Origin of the sequence: Pseudomonas sp. RGM 3321 (genome assembly GCF_022836805.1) — a bacterium.
Classification (GTDB): Bacteria; Pseudomonadota; Gammaproteobacteria; order Pseudomonadales; family Pseudomonadaceae; genus Aquipseudomonas.
Map to the genome: position 1 here is coordinate 157,596 of NZ_JALHBH010000110.1, position 14,274 is coordinate 171,869.

Here is a 14,274-nt window from a genome sequence, read left to right on the forward strand (position 1 = left end):
CTTAGCCTCAGGCCTATTCTTTTAACCAGAATCACTGCCCGGACACAGCGTCCAGCGCGACTCGCCGAATCAGGCCAGTCGCGGCCTCCCACCCAACAGGGTGTGCCAGGCCCCCGGGCTGCATACTGTCCAGAAGACGGCATGAGGTGAGCCAACGTCAAAAGCGTTGCGCCAGGGCGAAGTATCTCAAGGGGGCCATTTGGTCCCCTTTTCTTTGTCTGCTGATAAAGTGCGCAGAACGGCGCTACGCTTAAACAGTCTTAATGACGTCAACCCGCGCTCTAGTGAGGAAAGCATGAAATCTGGCATCTGGCAGTTTGCGGGTGTAAGTCTGTTGTGTCTGAGCATCAGCGCTCAGGCATTGGCCGACGAACGTGATGATTCGCCGCGCAATCAGCTTTACAACAGCTCTGGCGAAAACGGGCAGCAGCGTCAGCAACAACAGCGCTTCCAGGAACAGAATAATCAGCAGCGTCAGATCCAACAGCAGCAGAATCAGCAGCGCCAGGTCGAGCGTCAGCAGCAACAACAGATCAACCAGCAGCAGATCAACCAGCAACGCCAGATTCAGGAACAGCAGAACCAGCAGCGTCAGGTCGAGCGCCAGCAACAGCAGCAGATCCAGCAACAGCAGATCCAGCAGCGCAACGTCGAGCGTCAGCAGCAACAGCAGATCGACCAGCAACAACGTGATCAGCAGCGTCAGATTCAGCAGCAGCAAAACCAGCAGCGCCAGCAGTTGCGCCAAAGCCAGAACAACCTGCCGATCCAGGGTGGTCCCGGAGAAGTGTGGCAAACCCAGCCGCCGCGTCAGGGCTATTATCAGGACATCCCGCGCGGCAACAACCGCAACTGGCAGGCCGGTAATGGCCGCCCCAATGACCGCTGGGAAGGGCGTCCCGACGGGCACGGCAATGGCTGGGGGCCAGGCCCGCAATATCGGCCTGGCTATGCGATAGATCGCGTACCGGGTGGTTACTCGCGTATTCCCTATCGTGGTCAGGACTACTACTACTCGGGTGGCTACTGGTATCGCCCGCAAGGCCCGCGTTATGTCGTGGTGACACCGCCTTACGGTGTGCGTGTCAGCAGACTACCGTCCTACTCGCAGGAAGTATGGATCGGCAGCAGCCTGCTGTTTCTGGCAGCCGGTACGTATTACGCCTACCAGCCTGACAGTCAGGACTACGTGGTGGTCAACCCGCCGCAGAACGAGGCGATGTATCAGGCCCCTGCTGGACAGCAGGTCAATGGCTACGATCCGGTTGCCTACCCTGCCAATGGCCAGAGCCCGCAACAGGTCGAACTTGATCACTATCAGTGCTACTTGCAGGCTGCGCAGCAGAGCGGCTTCGACCCGGCCAATGTCAGCGGCCAGCCGCCGCCGGATCTGGTCGATGCCTATCGTCGTTCGATGGGCGACTGTCTGGCAGGGCGTGGCTACAACGTCAGCGCCAATTGACGCTGATCAGGTATTGGCCTGCTTGACGACTTCCTGAGGGTCGGCGTGCACCAGCACTTCGGCCTTCGGGAATTGCTCGTGAATAGCGTCGGCGACCTTGTCGCAGAGCGCATGGGCGACCGACAGGTTCAGTGTGCCCGGCAACTCCAGGTGTAGCTGCACAAACCAGTGATTGCCGGAAATCCGTGTACGCAGATCATGCGCACCAAGCACGCCCGGCACTTCGCACGCCAGCGCCAGCATGCGCGTGCTGACATCGGCGGGCAATTCTTCATCCATCAACACCGACACTGTTTCGCGGGCGATCTGCAAAGCGCTCCACAAGATGTACAGCGCGATGCCCAGACCAAAATACGCGTCCAACTGTTGCCAGCCGAAATACGCAAGGGTCAGCGCCACCAGAATACTGGCGTTCAGCAGCAAGTCGGAACGGTAGTGCAGCGAGTCGGCACGGATGGCCGCCGAGCCTGTCGCCTTGATCACCCGGTATTGCAAGGTGAGCAGTGCCAGCGTCAGGGCGATGGAAATAACCATCACCACCATACCCAACAACGGCGCGCCCAGCGGCTCCGGGTTCTGGATGCGTTCGACCGCCTGAACCGCGATCAGCACGCCACTGACGGTGATGAAGAGCGCCTGCGCCATACCCGATAGCGCTTCCGCCTTGCCATGACCATAGCGATGATCCTCATCGGCTGGGCGCAATGCGTAATGCACCGCCAGCAGATTGAGGAACGAGGCCGCGCCATCAAGCAACGAATCGGTAAGGCCGGCCAACAGGCTTACTGAACCACTCAGCCACCAGGCAACGCCCTTGGCCAGGATCAGCGTCACGGCAACCGCCAGTGAGGCACGCGTCGCTAGACGCAGCAGTCGGGAATGTTCGGCAGTGGTGCTCATGACGCTTCCTTGAACCGCATCTATATCAGGCTGCCGGGACCAGGCCCAAGGCTGCCAGTTGTTCCACGCTGCCTTTGTGCTGAATCAGGCGTGGGTCGTTCAGAGGCAGGGAACGGCCCAGCTCGGTTTCAATGATGGCTTGCAGCTTGGTGTTATCGACGCTGCCGTCAGCCTTGAGCGCTTTTTGCAGCTTCTGCGGATCGATCTGCGCGTGCTCGCCGGGCCCGTAATAGATCGCGCCCGTCGCGAAGTCCACCGCAAACGCAATCACCCCGGGAACGATATAGAACAGCAGCGCGAAAGCATCCAGCGCCGCAATGGCCGGGTCAACCTTGCCATCAATCTGACCTCGACGGTCAGGATAGAAAATACTGCCGCAGGCAGAAATCTGAGTCAGCAACGTGGCGACCAGAACGCCACCGATCAAGCGAGAAGGAATGCGCATGGAAAGCTCCTGAGATGAAGAGGGCAACTATACAAGGCAATGGCTGCAAGGCTAAGACTATTGAGTGATGGGGGTGGTTCTGCGGTTGATGAATGTTGATTTTCGCGCTGCAGCTCTGCGTTACCACGCGTAGTAACGGTCATCATATTGGTTTGAGCCACGTTTCCCGGCGTCATGGGGACTTGTGTATGAATATGAGCTCGGGGGCATGGGAACGAGAGGTGTCCGGGAGAGCGCTTTTCGTCGTGCCAAGGCCCCGTATCCGCAAGCAACCCGTACTGTATAAGGACGCAGGTTACCGGGTTTTGATCTCAAATATTTTAACCGGTATATCTTCGGTACGACCGTAAGTAGGCATTGAGCTAAACGTCATTTCCTCTAGCGTCTGGCAATTCCATACCTTCATTCTGGTCGCTTTGTACAGAATTCCCAGAGTCAGAGGCGTTTTGGCGCGCCGGGCTTTGGCTCGGAACAGCATAAAAATATCTGTACCTTCCGGTTTGAAGTATCGACAGTGGTCGTAATCGCCCGGACCCACATTGAAGTGATCAAAGAAGTCCTCCATGAAATGTCATCATTCCGTTTGGTAACATCTACCAAGCGATTTTCCGATCAGCTGCTGGATAAGCACTTCTTGGAATGCCGCTTACACGCTCTGCTTATTCGTTGCTGCCGATAATGCTCTCAGCTTGAGCTGGCTCCGGTGAGTCTCGCCACTTTATCCAGTCGCCGAGTGTGGCAGGTACTCGATCGTGGATCTTTATCCATGCATGTAATCCAGGTTCGATCCACTTGATGACTTCAGATACATCTCTATGCAGTTCATAGAGCGGTTGCCACAAAAGCGGCTCATGGTGGAAGCAACGGTTCCGCAGGTCTCGTCCCTTGTTCAGGCGAGTGCGAATGTTGTCGGGTTGTCGCATGCTTTTAGGGCAGAAATAGAAAACCCGCATTAGCGGTTTTGACAGGTTGATGATGGTCGCCCGGTTGAATAGAGACGTCCAGAAGCCGAAGCTTAGCTCGGCTACGATGTTGTCTGGCGTAAGCTCAACCCTTCGATTACGAAGCTCATTCTTGGCCTCTGAAATCTTGTCATAAAGTTTCTGGAAATTTGCATTGCCAGTACCATTCCATTCTTCGTACCAGTCATCCCGGCCGTACTCCAAGGCCATTTCTTTCTGAATTCCGTTACGCACAGCTACCTCAAGAACATGAAAAACTGAAACGAGAGACTCGGCAATTTTCATATTGTGGACGTAAGCCTCTGCGGCTCGGTCCTTGTCTCGGTTGCCTTTCAGGTAGCGGGACATCCTTGGCGTAGAAAGCTTCGCCTCCAGCGTTTGCCAAACCATAGCGACTCACTGCTCCTGAGTGTAAAGATGGCCGGTCGGCATTCCTTGGGCCAAAACCGAAAGGGTACACGTCAAAGATTTCTCGTAGAAGCCTATAGCTGTATCTGGATGGCTTTAAGACAAATTATCGAGGCGCGAGCGAGAAAGCGAAGTGAGCCCTGTCTTGGCGTGTGCTGGAGCTGGGCAAGCAGCCTAAGGTGCTCGTTCTGATCGCGATAGGTAGGTCAGGCGCTTTCAAATCCTATCTTGGGAGTTGACGTTGTCTCGTAGTGTGGTAAATTTACGTCGCTGCCCTGGAAACTCCACTCCCGTGCCACAAGAAACGGTGATGAGACTAGGTTAAGTTGTGGCCCCGCTTGCGGGGCCTCCTCGTTTTCGGGTTTTGGTAACGGCGGGTATCGTTTCCGACGCTCGGCTCTGGTTCTTGCCTGCTCACAATCACCTGTACTGCGCGGCTATTCAGGTATGGGCAAACGCAGCACTGTGAGTGAATCTCGACTCACCGCTTTCACCAACCAAATCCCGTTATCTGCCTGAAAAAACCGTACCCCGGCCTCAAACATACCCTTCGCGTCAACGGCAAGAAGCACCGGTTGCCCGTATCGTTTGCCGACGCTCATTGCGGTCTCTGGATCTTCAGTCAGATGAACATGATGCCGACTGCCTGCGATCAGCTCCTGTGTTTCGATGGAGGTCATGAAGCGACTTGCGGTGCCATGATAAAGCGTAGCTGGCGGTTCCTTTTCGGCGTGCTGCACTTGAACCTGATCGGTGCTGTGGCCCTGTGCTGCACGAATGCGCTGGCCATCTTCGGATAGCGTGAAGCGTTTTTTCTCGTTGGTCTCAACCACTTCATTCAATGCCTGGCGGTCGAAAGCATGGCCGTGCGCGTTTGCTTTCCGGATCAGATCATCGACATCACTCCAGCCGTCGCGGTCCAGGGTCAGGCCCATTGATTCGGGGGCGTGGCGCAGCAGGTAGCTGAGCAATTTGCTGATTTCGTCACGTTGCTTTTTGTTCAAGGACGTGCACTTTTTCATTTGGGTGTGCGCCAAGTCTAAAGACAAACGTTAAACGGCTTCAATGCTCTCATCAGACGGTCTTTGACCGAAAACACTCCCGCTTTGCTAGTGTCCCCTTACCGCCCACTATTAACATCTGGTTTACTGTGCCCACGATAATTACAAAAACTCAGGAGTCATGTATGCAACCGATTCGTCTCGGTCTGGTGGGCTACGGCAAGATTGCGCAGGATCAACACGTCCCTGCCATCCACGCCAACCCTGCGTTTGAGCTGGTGGCCGTGGCCACGCAAGGCCAGCCGTGCGCCGGGGTAGAGAATTTCAAATCCCTGGGCGAACTGCTTGCGAGCGGGCTGCAGGTTGACGCCATTGCGTTCTGTACGCCCCCGCAAGGTCGCTTTGCCCTGGTGCAAGAGGCGTTGGCGGCCGGCAAACACGTGCTGGTCGAGAAACCGCCGTGCGCGACCCTGGGTGAGGCGATGGCGTTGGTGGAGCATGTGTCGGAGCAGGGCGTCAGTGGTCTGTTCGCCTGGCATTCGCGTTATGCGCAGGGCATCGAAGCAGCGCGTGAGTGGTTGTCCACCCGTACTCTGCACAGTGTTCATATCGACTGGAAGGAAGATGTGCGCAAATGGCACCCCGGTCAGGCATGGATCTGGCAGCCCGGCGGCCTGGGTGTTTTCGATCCGGGCATCAACGCCCTGTCGATAGTGACCCATTTGCTGCCACTTCCATTGTTCGTCGAATCTGCCGAACTGCGCGTGCCGAGCAACTGCCAGTCGCCAATTGCCGCTTCTATCAAGATGTCCGACACGCGTCAGCTCGATATCCGTGCCGAGTTCGACTTCGATCATGGTCATGACGAACTCTGGAGCATCGAGATTCGTTGCGCCGAAGGCACCTTGCGCCTGGATAACGGCGGCGCATTGTTGAGTATCGATGGCGTGCGCCAGACGGTTTCGGAGGAGGGCGAGTACGCGGCGGTGTATCGACACTTCCAACAGTTGATCGGCAACAGGGCCAGTGACCTGGACCTGCAACCATTGCAGCTGGTCGCGGACAGTTTTTTCGTGGGCAGTCGGGCATCCGTTGAACCGTTTTATGACTAAGAGCCTCTCAGGTACAGATGGGGGCAAGCGCTTTGTCGGCCCCCGCACATGTCAGCCTGACAAGAGAGCAGAAATTGGACAAAAAACAGCCTTGGCCCTGCAGTGAGCAAGAGTTGTCAGAAGTGCGGCGGTTTAATAAAACCCTCGCGCGAATGCCGCGCTTCCAGATCCGCAATCGTGTTACACCCCGGTTGATTCAGGCGTTATTGCGTGCGGCTCAGATTGGCAGCGCTTTCAAACCGGGCGGGCATGGGCTGCGGATTGAAAAAAGAACGGTCAGCACGGATAACGTACCGGTCCCCGTGCGTATCATCAGGCCCAAAGGCAAGCCCAGAGGCGTGGTGTTCGATATTCACGGTGGCGGATGGGTGATCGGCAACGCCCAGATGAACGATGAGCTCAACGTCGGCATGGTCAACGCCTGCAATGTGGCGGTGGTTTCGGTCGATTACCGACTGGCGGTGACGACCCCCATCGAAGGCCTGATGGAAGATTGCTTTTCGGCCGCATGCTGGCTGTTGGGAAACGAGTGCGACGAGTTTGCCGGTCTGCCCGTTATTGTCGTTGGCGAATCAGCTGGCGGTCATCTCGCTGCGGCCACTCTCCTGAAGCTGAAAGACAAATCTGACTTGCTCAAGCGCGTAGCAGGTACGGTCTTGTACTACGGCGTTTACGACCTCACAGGGACAAAAAGTGTACGCACCGCAGGTCCCGAAACACTCGTGCTGGATGGCCCGGGCATGGTCGGTGCAATGCGTTTGCTTACCCCTGACCGAAGTGACGATAAACGCCGCGAGCCGCCACTATCGCTCCTGTATGGCGATTTGACTGACCTTCCACCGGCGCTGATGTTCGTCGGGGAGATTGATCCGCTTCTGGACGACACCCTGCAAATGGCTGAGCGCTGGGCCAGCCTGACAGACGTTGAAATGCACCTTCTGCCCGAATCGCCGCACGGCTTCATTCACTTCCCGACTACCTTGGCGCGCAAGGCTTTGGCGCGGAGCCGTGAGTGGATCAATGAGCGCATCGATGCGCTGGGTTGAGCTTGCCTCTCAGCCTATCTCCGCGACCCACTTCGATACTGGGTCGCCACTGCTCAAGCCCGGCTGCACAAGACCGTCGATCATGAAGGTCGGCGAGACGTGTATGCCGTTCTGGCGGGCGTATTTAGCGTGCCATTTCACGGCGTGTTCAAGCTCGGGATTGGCGAATGCCTCAGCCAGCGCAAGGCCGCTGTAACGCTCGATACGCGCGATGATGTCATTGGGCGTCGCGTCCATGTTCGGGCCTGTGGCGTGGTGTTCAAACTCAAACTCTTCACGGTGCGAGGCGACCGCTGTCATGACGGCCTTGGCGCTTTCCTTGCCGCCTTCCAGTGTCGCAGCCGCCAGAATGCAGCGCACGATAACGCCCGAAAACATGTGCCAAGGCTGGGATTGCAGGCGGATTCGGACAGTGATCTTGTCTTCTCCGGCCTGAGCCAGCAGCTCATCAAGCTTGAAGAACGCCTTCACTGAAAAAGGGCAGGTTGGCTCAAGGAAGACTTCGAACAGACGAGGTCCGTGGCCCCAGGAAAGTACGTCTGAATACATGGTCGTGTTGCTCCCGTCGATGGTTGTACAGAGGACGCGCCGGGCTGATTGCATTGCGCCGAGCATGGTCACCAGAATCGTTCTCGCGAACACCTCTCGTTCCTCACGCAGAGCATTGGCGCGAGATAAACAAGGCGCGCCCGGCTGATTTGCCTTGCGCCGGGCATGGTCACGAGAAGTAATCTCCCGGACACCTCTCGTTCCTCACGCTCCGCGTGGGAATGCAGTTCGTGACGCTCCGCGTCACATTGCAACTTTGACGCCACCAGATGAAGGCGCCATAAAGCCTGAACTGTGGATCATGCGGATTTGAGAATTTGAGAGCAAGTTCGTGCACGAGTTCTATTTTCAGGCCAGCAATGCGCTAATCCAGCGGACCTGTTGCGCAACGTCCTGCAGCTTCTCTTCGCTCACGCCTTTCTGTGCCCTTTCGAAGTTGTTCAGCGTTTTCTGTTTTTTGCCCAATAAACGCTGCCACTTGAGCAGAAACGCCGGGCTGCGCGCCTGCATCTGCAGCGGGCCGAAATACAGCTCCTCGGCGGTGTAGGTCACGGGCCCGGTGCGCTCGGCGACGATGATTTCGTAGTCGAAGCGGTTTTCCCGCAGCACCTCTTCGCTGATGATGCGGTAGTCATGCTCCATCAGCCAAAGACGCAACGGCTGCTCGCCGCCGTTGGGTTGCAGGATCAAGCGTTCCCGACCGCTCAGGCGCGCCTTGCCACATTCAAGGATGTCGCGGATCGTCTCGCCACCCATCCCGCACATGCTGACTGCCGTTATCCCGTCTTCCGCCTCAATCGCCGCCAGACCATCGGCCAGGCGCACGCAGACCTGTTGCTCCAGTTCGTTCTCGCGCACGCTACGTTCGGCTGCGTGGAACGGCGTCAACGCCACTTCGCCAGCCACCGCCGCCGAGATCGCGCCGCGCTTCAGCAGCGCGACCGGCAGATAACCGTGATCCGAGCCGATATCAGCCAGGCGCGCACCGGCCGGTACGTGTGTCGCCACACGCTCAAGGCGCATGGACAGTCTCTGTTCGTTCAACGGCAACCCCTTTCACCCCAAGCGCCCGACAGCATGGCCGGGTCCGGGCGCGATTCTGTAGAGCAACGCGGCGCATTTCAACTTTCCGCGACAAAGTCCGCGGCTCGACCCCTAACTGTCGCTCGCGTAGGCTTGGCGTTTTCCGTCTTTTGCAAAGCAGAGATCCCATGGCAAACGCAGACATCATCTTCACCCCCGATCCCGATGCGGACTCCATTTCCTCGGACGTCGCCGACTTCAACGGTGTGCTGGTCAGCACCCAGATCCCGACCCATCCGGATGGCAGCCTGGAACTGGGCGGCATCACCGAGCAGAGCGAATGCACCCTGCGGGCCTTGAAAGATGCATTGGAACGAGCCGGTAGCTCGATGGACCGCGTCATGCACCTGACCATCTACCTGACCGACATGGCGGACCGGGCGGCTTTCAATGAAGTGTACAAACGCTTCTTCAAAAAGCCGTGGCCAGTGCGCGCAGCGGTGGGCGTGGCGGCGTTGGCGGTTGAAGGGATGCGGGTGGAAGTCACGGCGATGGCGGCCAGGGCGGGCTGAATGCAGTCGCTCGTTCCACACTCTGCGTGGGGACGCATTTTGTAACGCTCTTCGTCATAACATGCTTGTCATGAATAATGAGGCGAAGCAAGTCTGTCAGCCTCCAGCAGCACTAAACATAAGGAGATGTATGTGAGACCGGGTCGTAGACTGTTGATAATTGCGGGAGGGCTGGCAGTACTGGGTTTTGTTGGCCATGCCGTATATGAAGCTCTGCCCGGTGATATGGGTAATGATCATATCAATGTCGTATGCGAGGAGGTTGTTAGCGGGCGCTTCAGTGGAGACGGGACCATTGATGATTCAAAAAAGAAGACACGAAAGTGTTCTTCGGATCTTCGTACTCTTTCTGCCCATTACGTGGTGCTTGACGACGACGTCTATTGGATGAACCAAGTACGTTATAAGGAGAAACCCTGCATCACTGGCGCCGGTGATGCCTCAGGAGCGATTAGTAATTTTTCGTTTTCATGCCTGTTATCAAAACAAGGTCAGATCAACTCGATCGAGACGCGCGAGCTTAACCTAGTGGCACATTACTCGCCTTCCTTCAAGCCGCTGGAGGGCAGCCTTCAGGGGGGTGTTGACTGGCAGACTGATCAGCTTGCCTATTACGCCAAAGACGATATTTCTGTTTACTATGGGGGACGAAAGATAAAGGGCGCAGATCCACATCTTTTTTCGGTGGTTTTTCCCTTGGGTGATGACAAAAAGTGGCGCAGTCTTAGTGTCTCTATGAGCGGCAACGAGATGTTCGTCGGCGGTTTGAGTATTGGCGACATTGATTTATACGATTTTCGTCCGTTGATTCCTGTTGATTGTCCTGAACACGGTATTTCTGAATGTGCGGGGCATAGAGAGTTAGAAGATTTTTTAAAGTATGATAATTGGGGTCAAGGCCTGCTGGGGGTGGTAGGCAATGATCTCGTCTTTCTGCATACCTCTGGCGCTGAGCGATTTTCTGATATGGCGTCTTCCGACACATTTATGTTCGCGACCAGCAAGAAAATCTATGTTTACACCAAAGCGAAATTTTATGAACTCGGCGGTGAGTATTCATTTAATAAAAAATTGGTACCGATGGACGTGAATGACTTTACAAATAATCGTGGGTGATTCGATTTTTGCGATGGCGGCCAAGGCGGGCTAACCATAAGGAGATGGAATGCTACAGATACTGGGCAAAGCCTCATCGATCAATGTCCGCAAAGTGCTCTGGACCTGTGCAGAGTTGGAAATCCCGTTCGAACGGCAGGATTGGGGCTCTGGTTTCAGGGAAACCAACACGCCTGAATTCATGGCACTCAACCCCAATGCGATGGTTCCAGTCATTGAGGACAATGGCTTCGTTCTGTGGGAGTCGAACACGATCATCAGGTACCTGGCGAACCGCGACAACGCCGTGCATCTCTATCCAGCGGACGCAATAGCCAGAGCCAGAGTGGATCAATGGATCGACTGGCAGGCCACAGATCTCAACAAATCCTGGGGTTATGCCTTCATGTCGCTGGTCAGGCACAGCGTCGCCCATCAAGACCCTGACGCGCTGGCTGCCGGATGCCGTCAATGGACCCGACACATGGCGATCCTGGATCGACAGCTTGATGCTACCGGGGCGTACGTTAGCGGCAGCGAGTTTTCGCTGGCAGACATCCCGATGGGCCTTTCAGTAAATCGCTGGTTTGAAACGCCGTTAAGTCATCCGGACTTCCCGGCAGTGAAGGCCTATTACGAACGACTGAGCGAACGTCCCGGCTACCGCTTGCACGGCCGAAACGGAACGCCGTGAGCCTTATACCCGAGCCCTGCATCGAATATTGACTCGCCCGTGGAACCAGATCCCGTTGCTTGCCACCAAGACGACAATGAGTTTCCGGGGACGCATATGATCAACCTCACCAGCATTGCATCTTCGTTGGCGCGTGTGGCGCTCAGCGATTCGACAAAGCCAACGATAGACCGCGCGATGAACGTCGTCAGCCATATCGCTGGCAAAGTGGCGTTGCAGGTCAACAACTCATTGCTGGAGCAGAAAGGCCGGCTCAACGAGCGTCAGCAGAAAGGCCTCGCGGTGATCCTCGACGCATTGCGCGGCAAGGAACCGGTGACCCATGTCGAGACGCACGAAGGGGGAGGCCGATTCAATCTGGCGCGAGCTGCCTTCGACGTGGCCAGCGTTGTCTGGGAGCGCGACAAGTCGATGCGCAACGTGATGAGCTTTTTGGGCGTCAGCGATAGCAAGGGCAACCTGCTGTTCTCTCTGGGCAAGACGCTGGCCGAGGCGATGGTCAAGCCCGAACCTGGGTATGGCAAGCACAACAGTGAGGCGAACTATGCGTTCTTCTCCAGCAACCTGAAGCTGAACAAACTGATGAACGACATCGCTGATCAACTGATCAACGAGATTCGTCAGTCGAACACCGATCGCGTGCGACGACCCACGCCGGGCCCGTCCTGGAGACCTGAAAGCACTCAACAGCAAGCACGCCCACAAACGCCTCCACGCACTCGCCCCCAGGCTGCCAACAGCGCGCCGCCGCCACCGCCGAAAGCCGAGCCCCATGCAGGCGCTCAGCGGCCGTCAGCAGATCGGCCCCACGACACGCCCGCTGCTGGCGCGTCCGCGAAGGTGGACGATTCCGGCCCCGCCAAGCCACCCGTCAAGCCGCTGTACGCGCATCTGGGCCTCTCGGACATGACGGCGGACCTCTCCGCAGTCAAAACGGCCTACAAGAAAGCCTCGCTGAAGAATCATCCTGATAAGAACGTCGGTAACGAGGCTGAGGCGACTGAGCGTTTCAAAGTGATTTCAAATGCGTTCAAGATTTTGTCCGATCCAGAATTGCGCAAGAAATACGACAATGGCCTTATTGATGAGAAAGGCGACGAGGTCCAGGTCTGATTTTTCGGCGTGAGGCATGCTTGCGGCAGTCTTTCTGGCGACTGCCGTTCAGCTAAAATACGCCGCCTGATTCCCCAACCCCACCCCGGTATACTCTCCCGCATCTCTCCGGGAGCCCCCATGATTTCGTTACCCATCGATGCCGTCCTGCCAGCCCTGCGCCAGGCCTTGTCCACACGCCATGAAGCCGTACTCGAAGCCCCTCCCGGCGCGGGCAAGACCACGCGTGTGCCGCTCGCGCTGCTTGAGGAAACCTGGCTGGCCGGGCAGACCATTCTGATGCTGGAACCTCGGCGCCTGGCCGCGAGAGCGGCTGCCGAGCGGTTGGCCAGTGAACTGGGCGAAAAGGTCGGCGAGACGGTGGGCTATCGGATTCGTCTGGAAAGTAGGGTCGGCCCGAAGACGCGTATTGAAGTGGTCACCGAGGGCATTCTCACGCGTCGTTTGCAGGACGATCCGGCGCTGGAAGGCGTCGGGCTGCTTATTTTCGATGAGTTTCACGTTTTGTCACCTGCACTGAAAATCGTCAAGTTTTGTCAAACCTCAAAACCCCGTCCAGCCCTCTGTTTTCATTGATCCTGCACCACGCCCATTACTTGTCCTTGCCTGATATCTGCTGCTCATTTGCTTTTCCGTGGATATAAGACAGTAAAAACGAGTGTTGCTGCTATGGAATGAATACCCCCGCCTCGGTAATTAAAAGCTCACCCCTAACGTTCTCTACCTCGCGTATAAGCCATAATGCCCTCTCATTCGTAGTCTCCAGGCCCCCTTTCAATATTGACTCTGTAAGTAGGTTGATCAGGTCGTATCGAGGATGGGATCTCAGTAGGTTGGCGAAGGCGTGATAATCGTGGGGGGCTTCTGATTTTTGAAGTTCACGGGTTATTAATACGCCATGAGCGCGACGATGGAGTGGATTGCTTGACTGGCTTAGCCTGTAGAAAAGTGCATTCTGTTCTATGTCGGAGCAATGGATAGCTGCAATCACAGCGGTCTCAGGAAATGACTCAAAGCATTCACTGAACACCTGCGGAATCAATTTCGCCAATGGTGGCTTCTTAAGCATGGTCTCGAACAAGCCGTCATGGAATACGCTGACTTTCAAGTAATTCAGGATTTGTTCCTGGCGAGCCTCATCATTCGCAAACCGCGTAAGGACAGCCTCAATAGCGATATTCGGACATCTCGAAATAAGTGAGGGGGTGGCATGATGCTCCCACTCATTTTCGAGTGCACACAGTGCAATGTGCTCGTCCAAAGGGCGGGACTTACCACTTGTCTCGATCTTTAGTAAGTGTCGAGTGTCTCTCTGCCAGTCCTTGTAGATATGTAGCACGATGTCGAGGTGGTATGCCGGTATCGAGAAGGCCGCGGACTTCAGAAACTCAATGATGCTCAACATCCCGCGTGGCTTGATGGTTGCCGCCACGAGCAAAACATCCTGAGTTGTTTTGGGCTGCATCTGTCCTCTCACTCGTCCCCATATTTCTGGGATGAGAGATTCGGGGGCATTGTCCAGATATGCGAGGTATTCAAGCTCTGGTACATAGTCGATACCTGAGAAGCTGGTAGGCAGGGCGGCGACCAACTCCGGAAGCATCGCAAGCCCATGACGGGCGATCAGTACACGCCAGCCAGACTTGCCATAACCTGCAGCGATCCACTGTCTGGCTGTGTCATCGTCAATGTCTAGGGACATGACTTCTTCAAGCTTGTAATGGTGCGAGTGATGAGGCGTTTGTTTAGGCAGGGCGAAGGCAGCCTGACCTTGCCCCTGAAAAACGTATCCCTTGCCAGGTGCCTCAATAGCCGCAAGGATACGACATGACTAAGCTCAAGACAGACCGCGTTAAATACACCCTCGAGTTCAAGCTTGAGGCCGTGCGACT

At 56.2% G+C, this 14,274-nt stretch carries 16 protein-coding genes and 1 pseudogene; 8 read left to right on the forward strand and 9 right to left on the reverse strand.

Annotated features, from left to right (window positions below; translation table 11 throughout):
- Window positions 1–250: 250 nt before the first annotated feature.
- On the reverse strand, window positions 251–796 hold the full coding sequence (locus tag RGM3321_RS28485; protein ID WP_347880974.1) for a hypothetical protein: 546 nt from the start codon (window positions 794–796) through the stop codon (window positions 251–253).
- Here RGM3321_RS28485 and RGM3321_RS28490 point away from each other — a divergent pair.
- Window positions 788–1,462: a DUF6515 family protein gene (locus RGM3321_RS28490; protein WP_347880975.1), complete on the forward strand. Its 675-nt coding sequence runs from the start codon at window positions 788–790 to the stop codon at window positions 1,460–1,462. The genes RGM3321_RS28485 and RGM3321_RS28490 overlap by 9 nt on opposite strands.
- Before the next feature lie 6 nt (window positions 1,463–1,468).
- On the opposite strand, the gene RGM3321_RS14755 is transcribed toward RGM3321_RS28490, so the two are convergent.
- From RGM3321_RS14755 to RGM3321_RS14775, 5 genes and pseudogenes are all read right to left on the reverse strand, one after another.
- The gene (locus RGM3321_RS14755; RefSeq protein ID WP_244393667.1) at window positions 1,469–2,362 is read right to left on the reverse strand and encodes a cation diffusion facilitator family transporter; all 894 of its coding nucleotides are present in this window, start codon (window positions 2,360–2,362) and stop codon (window positions 1,469–1,471) included.
- Window positions 2,363–2,387: 25 nt separating this feature from the next.
- Window positions 2,388–2,807, reverse strand: coding sequence for a hypothetical protein (locus RGM3321_RS14760; RefSeq protein WP_003340868.1), 420 nt, complete (start codon window positions 2,805–2,807; stop codon window positions 2,388–2,390).
- A 295-nt stretch (window positions 2,808–3,102) separates the two neighbouring features.
- Window positions 3,103–3,375, reverse strand: a pseudogene (locus tag RGM3321_RS14765) (DUF1493 family protein); the annotation flags it as partial.
- A gap of 91 nt (window positions 3,376–3,466) precedes the next feature.
- The gene (locus RGM3321_RS14770; protein WP_044320930.1) at window positions 3,467–4,159 is read right to left on the reverse strand and encodes an Abi family protein; all 693 of its coding nucleotides are present in this window, start codon (window positions 4,157–4,159) and stop codon (window positions 3,467–3,469) included.
- Window positions 4,160–4,614: 455 nt separating this feature from the next.
- Window positions 4,615–5,181, reverse strand: a complete 567-nt coding sequence (locus RGM3321_RS14775; RefSeq protein ID WP_244393668.1) for an RNA 2'-phosphotransferase — start codon at window positions 5,179–5,181, stop codon at window positions 4,615–4,617.
- A gap of 182 nt (window positions 5,182–5,363) precedes the next feature.
- On the opposite strand from RGM3321_RS14775, the gene RGM3321_RS14780 reads away from it, so the two are divergent.
- Window positions 5,364–6,290 carry a Gfo/Idh/MocA family oxidoreductase gene (locus RGM3321_RS14780; RefSeq protein WP_244393669.1) on the forward strand — a complete coding sequence of 309 codons (927 nt, stop codon included), beginning with the start codon at window positions 5,364–5,366 and terminating at the stop codon, window positions 6,288–6,290.
- 74 nt (window positions 6,291–6,364) lie between these two features.
- Entirely contained in the window at window positions 6,365–7,336 is a 972-nt protein-coding gene (locus tag RGM3321_RS14785; RefSeq protein ID WP_244393670.1) for an alpha/beta hydrolase, read from the forward strand.
- A gap of 9 nt (window positions 7,337–7,345) precedes the next feature.
- On the opposite strand, the gene RGM3321_RS14790 is transcribed toward RGM3321_RS14785, so the two are convergent.
- Window positions 7,346–7,885: a thioredoxin domain-containing protein gene (locus RGM3321_RS14790; protein WP_244393671.1), complete on the reverse strand. Its 540-nt coding sequence runs from the start codon at window positions 7,883–7,885 to the stop codon at window positions 7,346–7,348.
- 348 nt (window positions 7,886–8,233) lie between these two features.
- A complete protein-coding gene (locus RGM3321_RS14795) occupies window positions 8,234–8,929 on the reverse strand; it encodes a tRNA (adenine(22)-N(1))-methyltransferase TrmK (RefSeq protein WP_279614018.1) in 696 nt (231 codons plus the stop codon).
- Between the two features lie 167 nt (window positions 8,930–9,096).
- Here RGM3321_RS14795 and RGM3321_RS14800 point away from each other — a divergent pair, with 167 nt between their 5' ends.
- The 5 genes from RGM3321_RS14800 (at window position 9,097) to RGM3321_RS14820 (ending at window position 12,958) form a co-directional block, all read left to right on the forward strand.
- The gene (locus tag RGM3321_RS14800; protein WP_244393672.1) at window positions 9,097–9,480 is read left to right on the forward strand and encodes a RidA family protein; all 384 of its coding nucleotides are present in this window, start codon (window positions 9,097–9,099) and stop codon (window positions 9,478–9,480) included.
- Window positions 9,481–9,606: 126 nt separating this feature from the next.
- Window positions 9,607–10,596, forward strand: a complete 990-nt coding sequence (locus tag RGM3321_RS14805; RefSeq protein WP_244393673.1) for a DKNYY domain-containing protein — start codon at window positions 9,607–9,609, stop codon at window positions 10,594–10,596.
- Between the two features lie 49 nt (window positions 10,597–10,645).
- Window positions 10,646–11,269: a glutathione S-transferase gene (locus RGM3321_RS14810; protein ID WP_065350595.1), complete on the forward strand. Its 624-nt coding sequence runs from the start codon at window positions 10,646–10,648 to the stop codon at window positions 11,267–11,269.
- Window positions 11,270–11,365: 96 nt separating this feature from the next.
- A complete protein-coding gene (hopI1, locus tag RGM3321_RS14815) occupies window positions 11,366–12,382 on the forward strand; it encodes a type III secretion system effector HopI1 (protein ID WP_244393674.1) in 1,017 nt (338 codons plus the stop codon).
- 120 nt (window positions 12,383–12,502) lie between these two features.
- Window positions 12,503–12,958 carry a DEAD/DEAH box helicase gene (locus RGM3321_RS14820; RefSeq protein WP_279614019.1) on the forward strand — a complete coding sequence of 152 codons (456 nt, stop codon included), beginning with the start codon at window positions 12,503–12,505 and terminating at the stop codon, window positions 12,956–12,958.
- Between the two features lie 91 nt (window positions 12,959–13,049).
- On the opposite strand, the gene RGM3321_RS14825 is transcribed toward RGM3321_RS14820, so the two are convergent.
- Complete coding sequence (locus RGM3321_RS14825; protein ID WP_244393675.1) at window positions 13,050–14,084, reverse strand: hypothetical protein; 1,035 nt, start codon at window positions 14,082–14,084, stop codon at window positions 13,050–13,052.
- Window positions 14,085–14,274 lie beyond the last annotated feature (190 nt).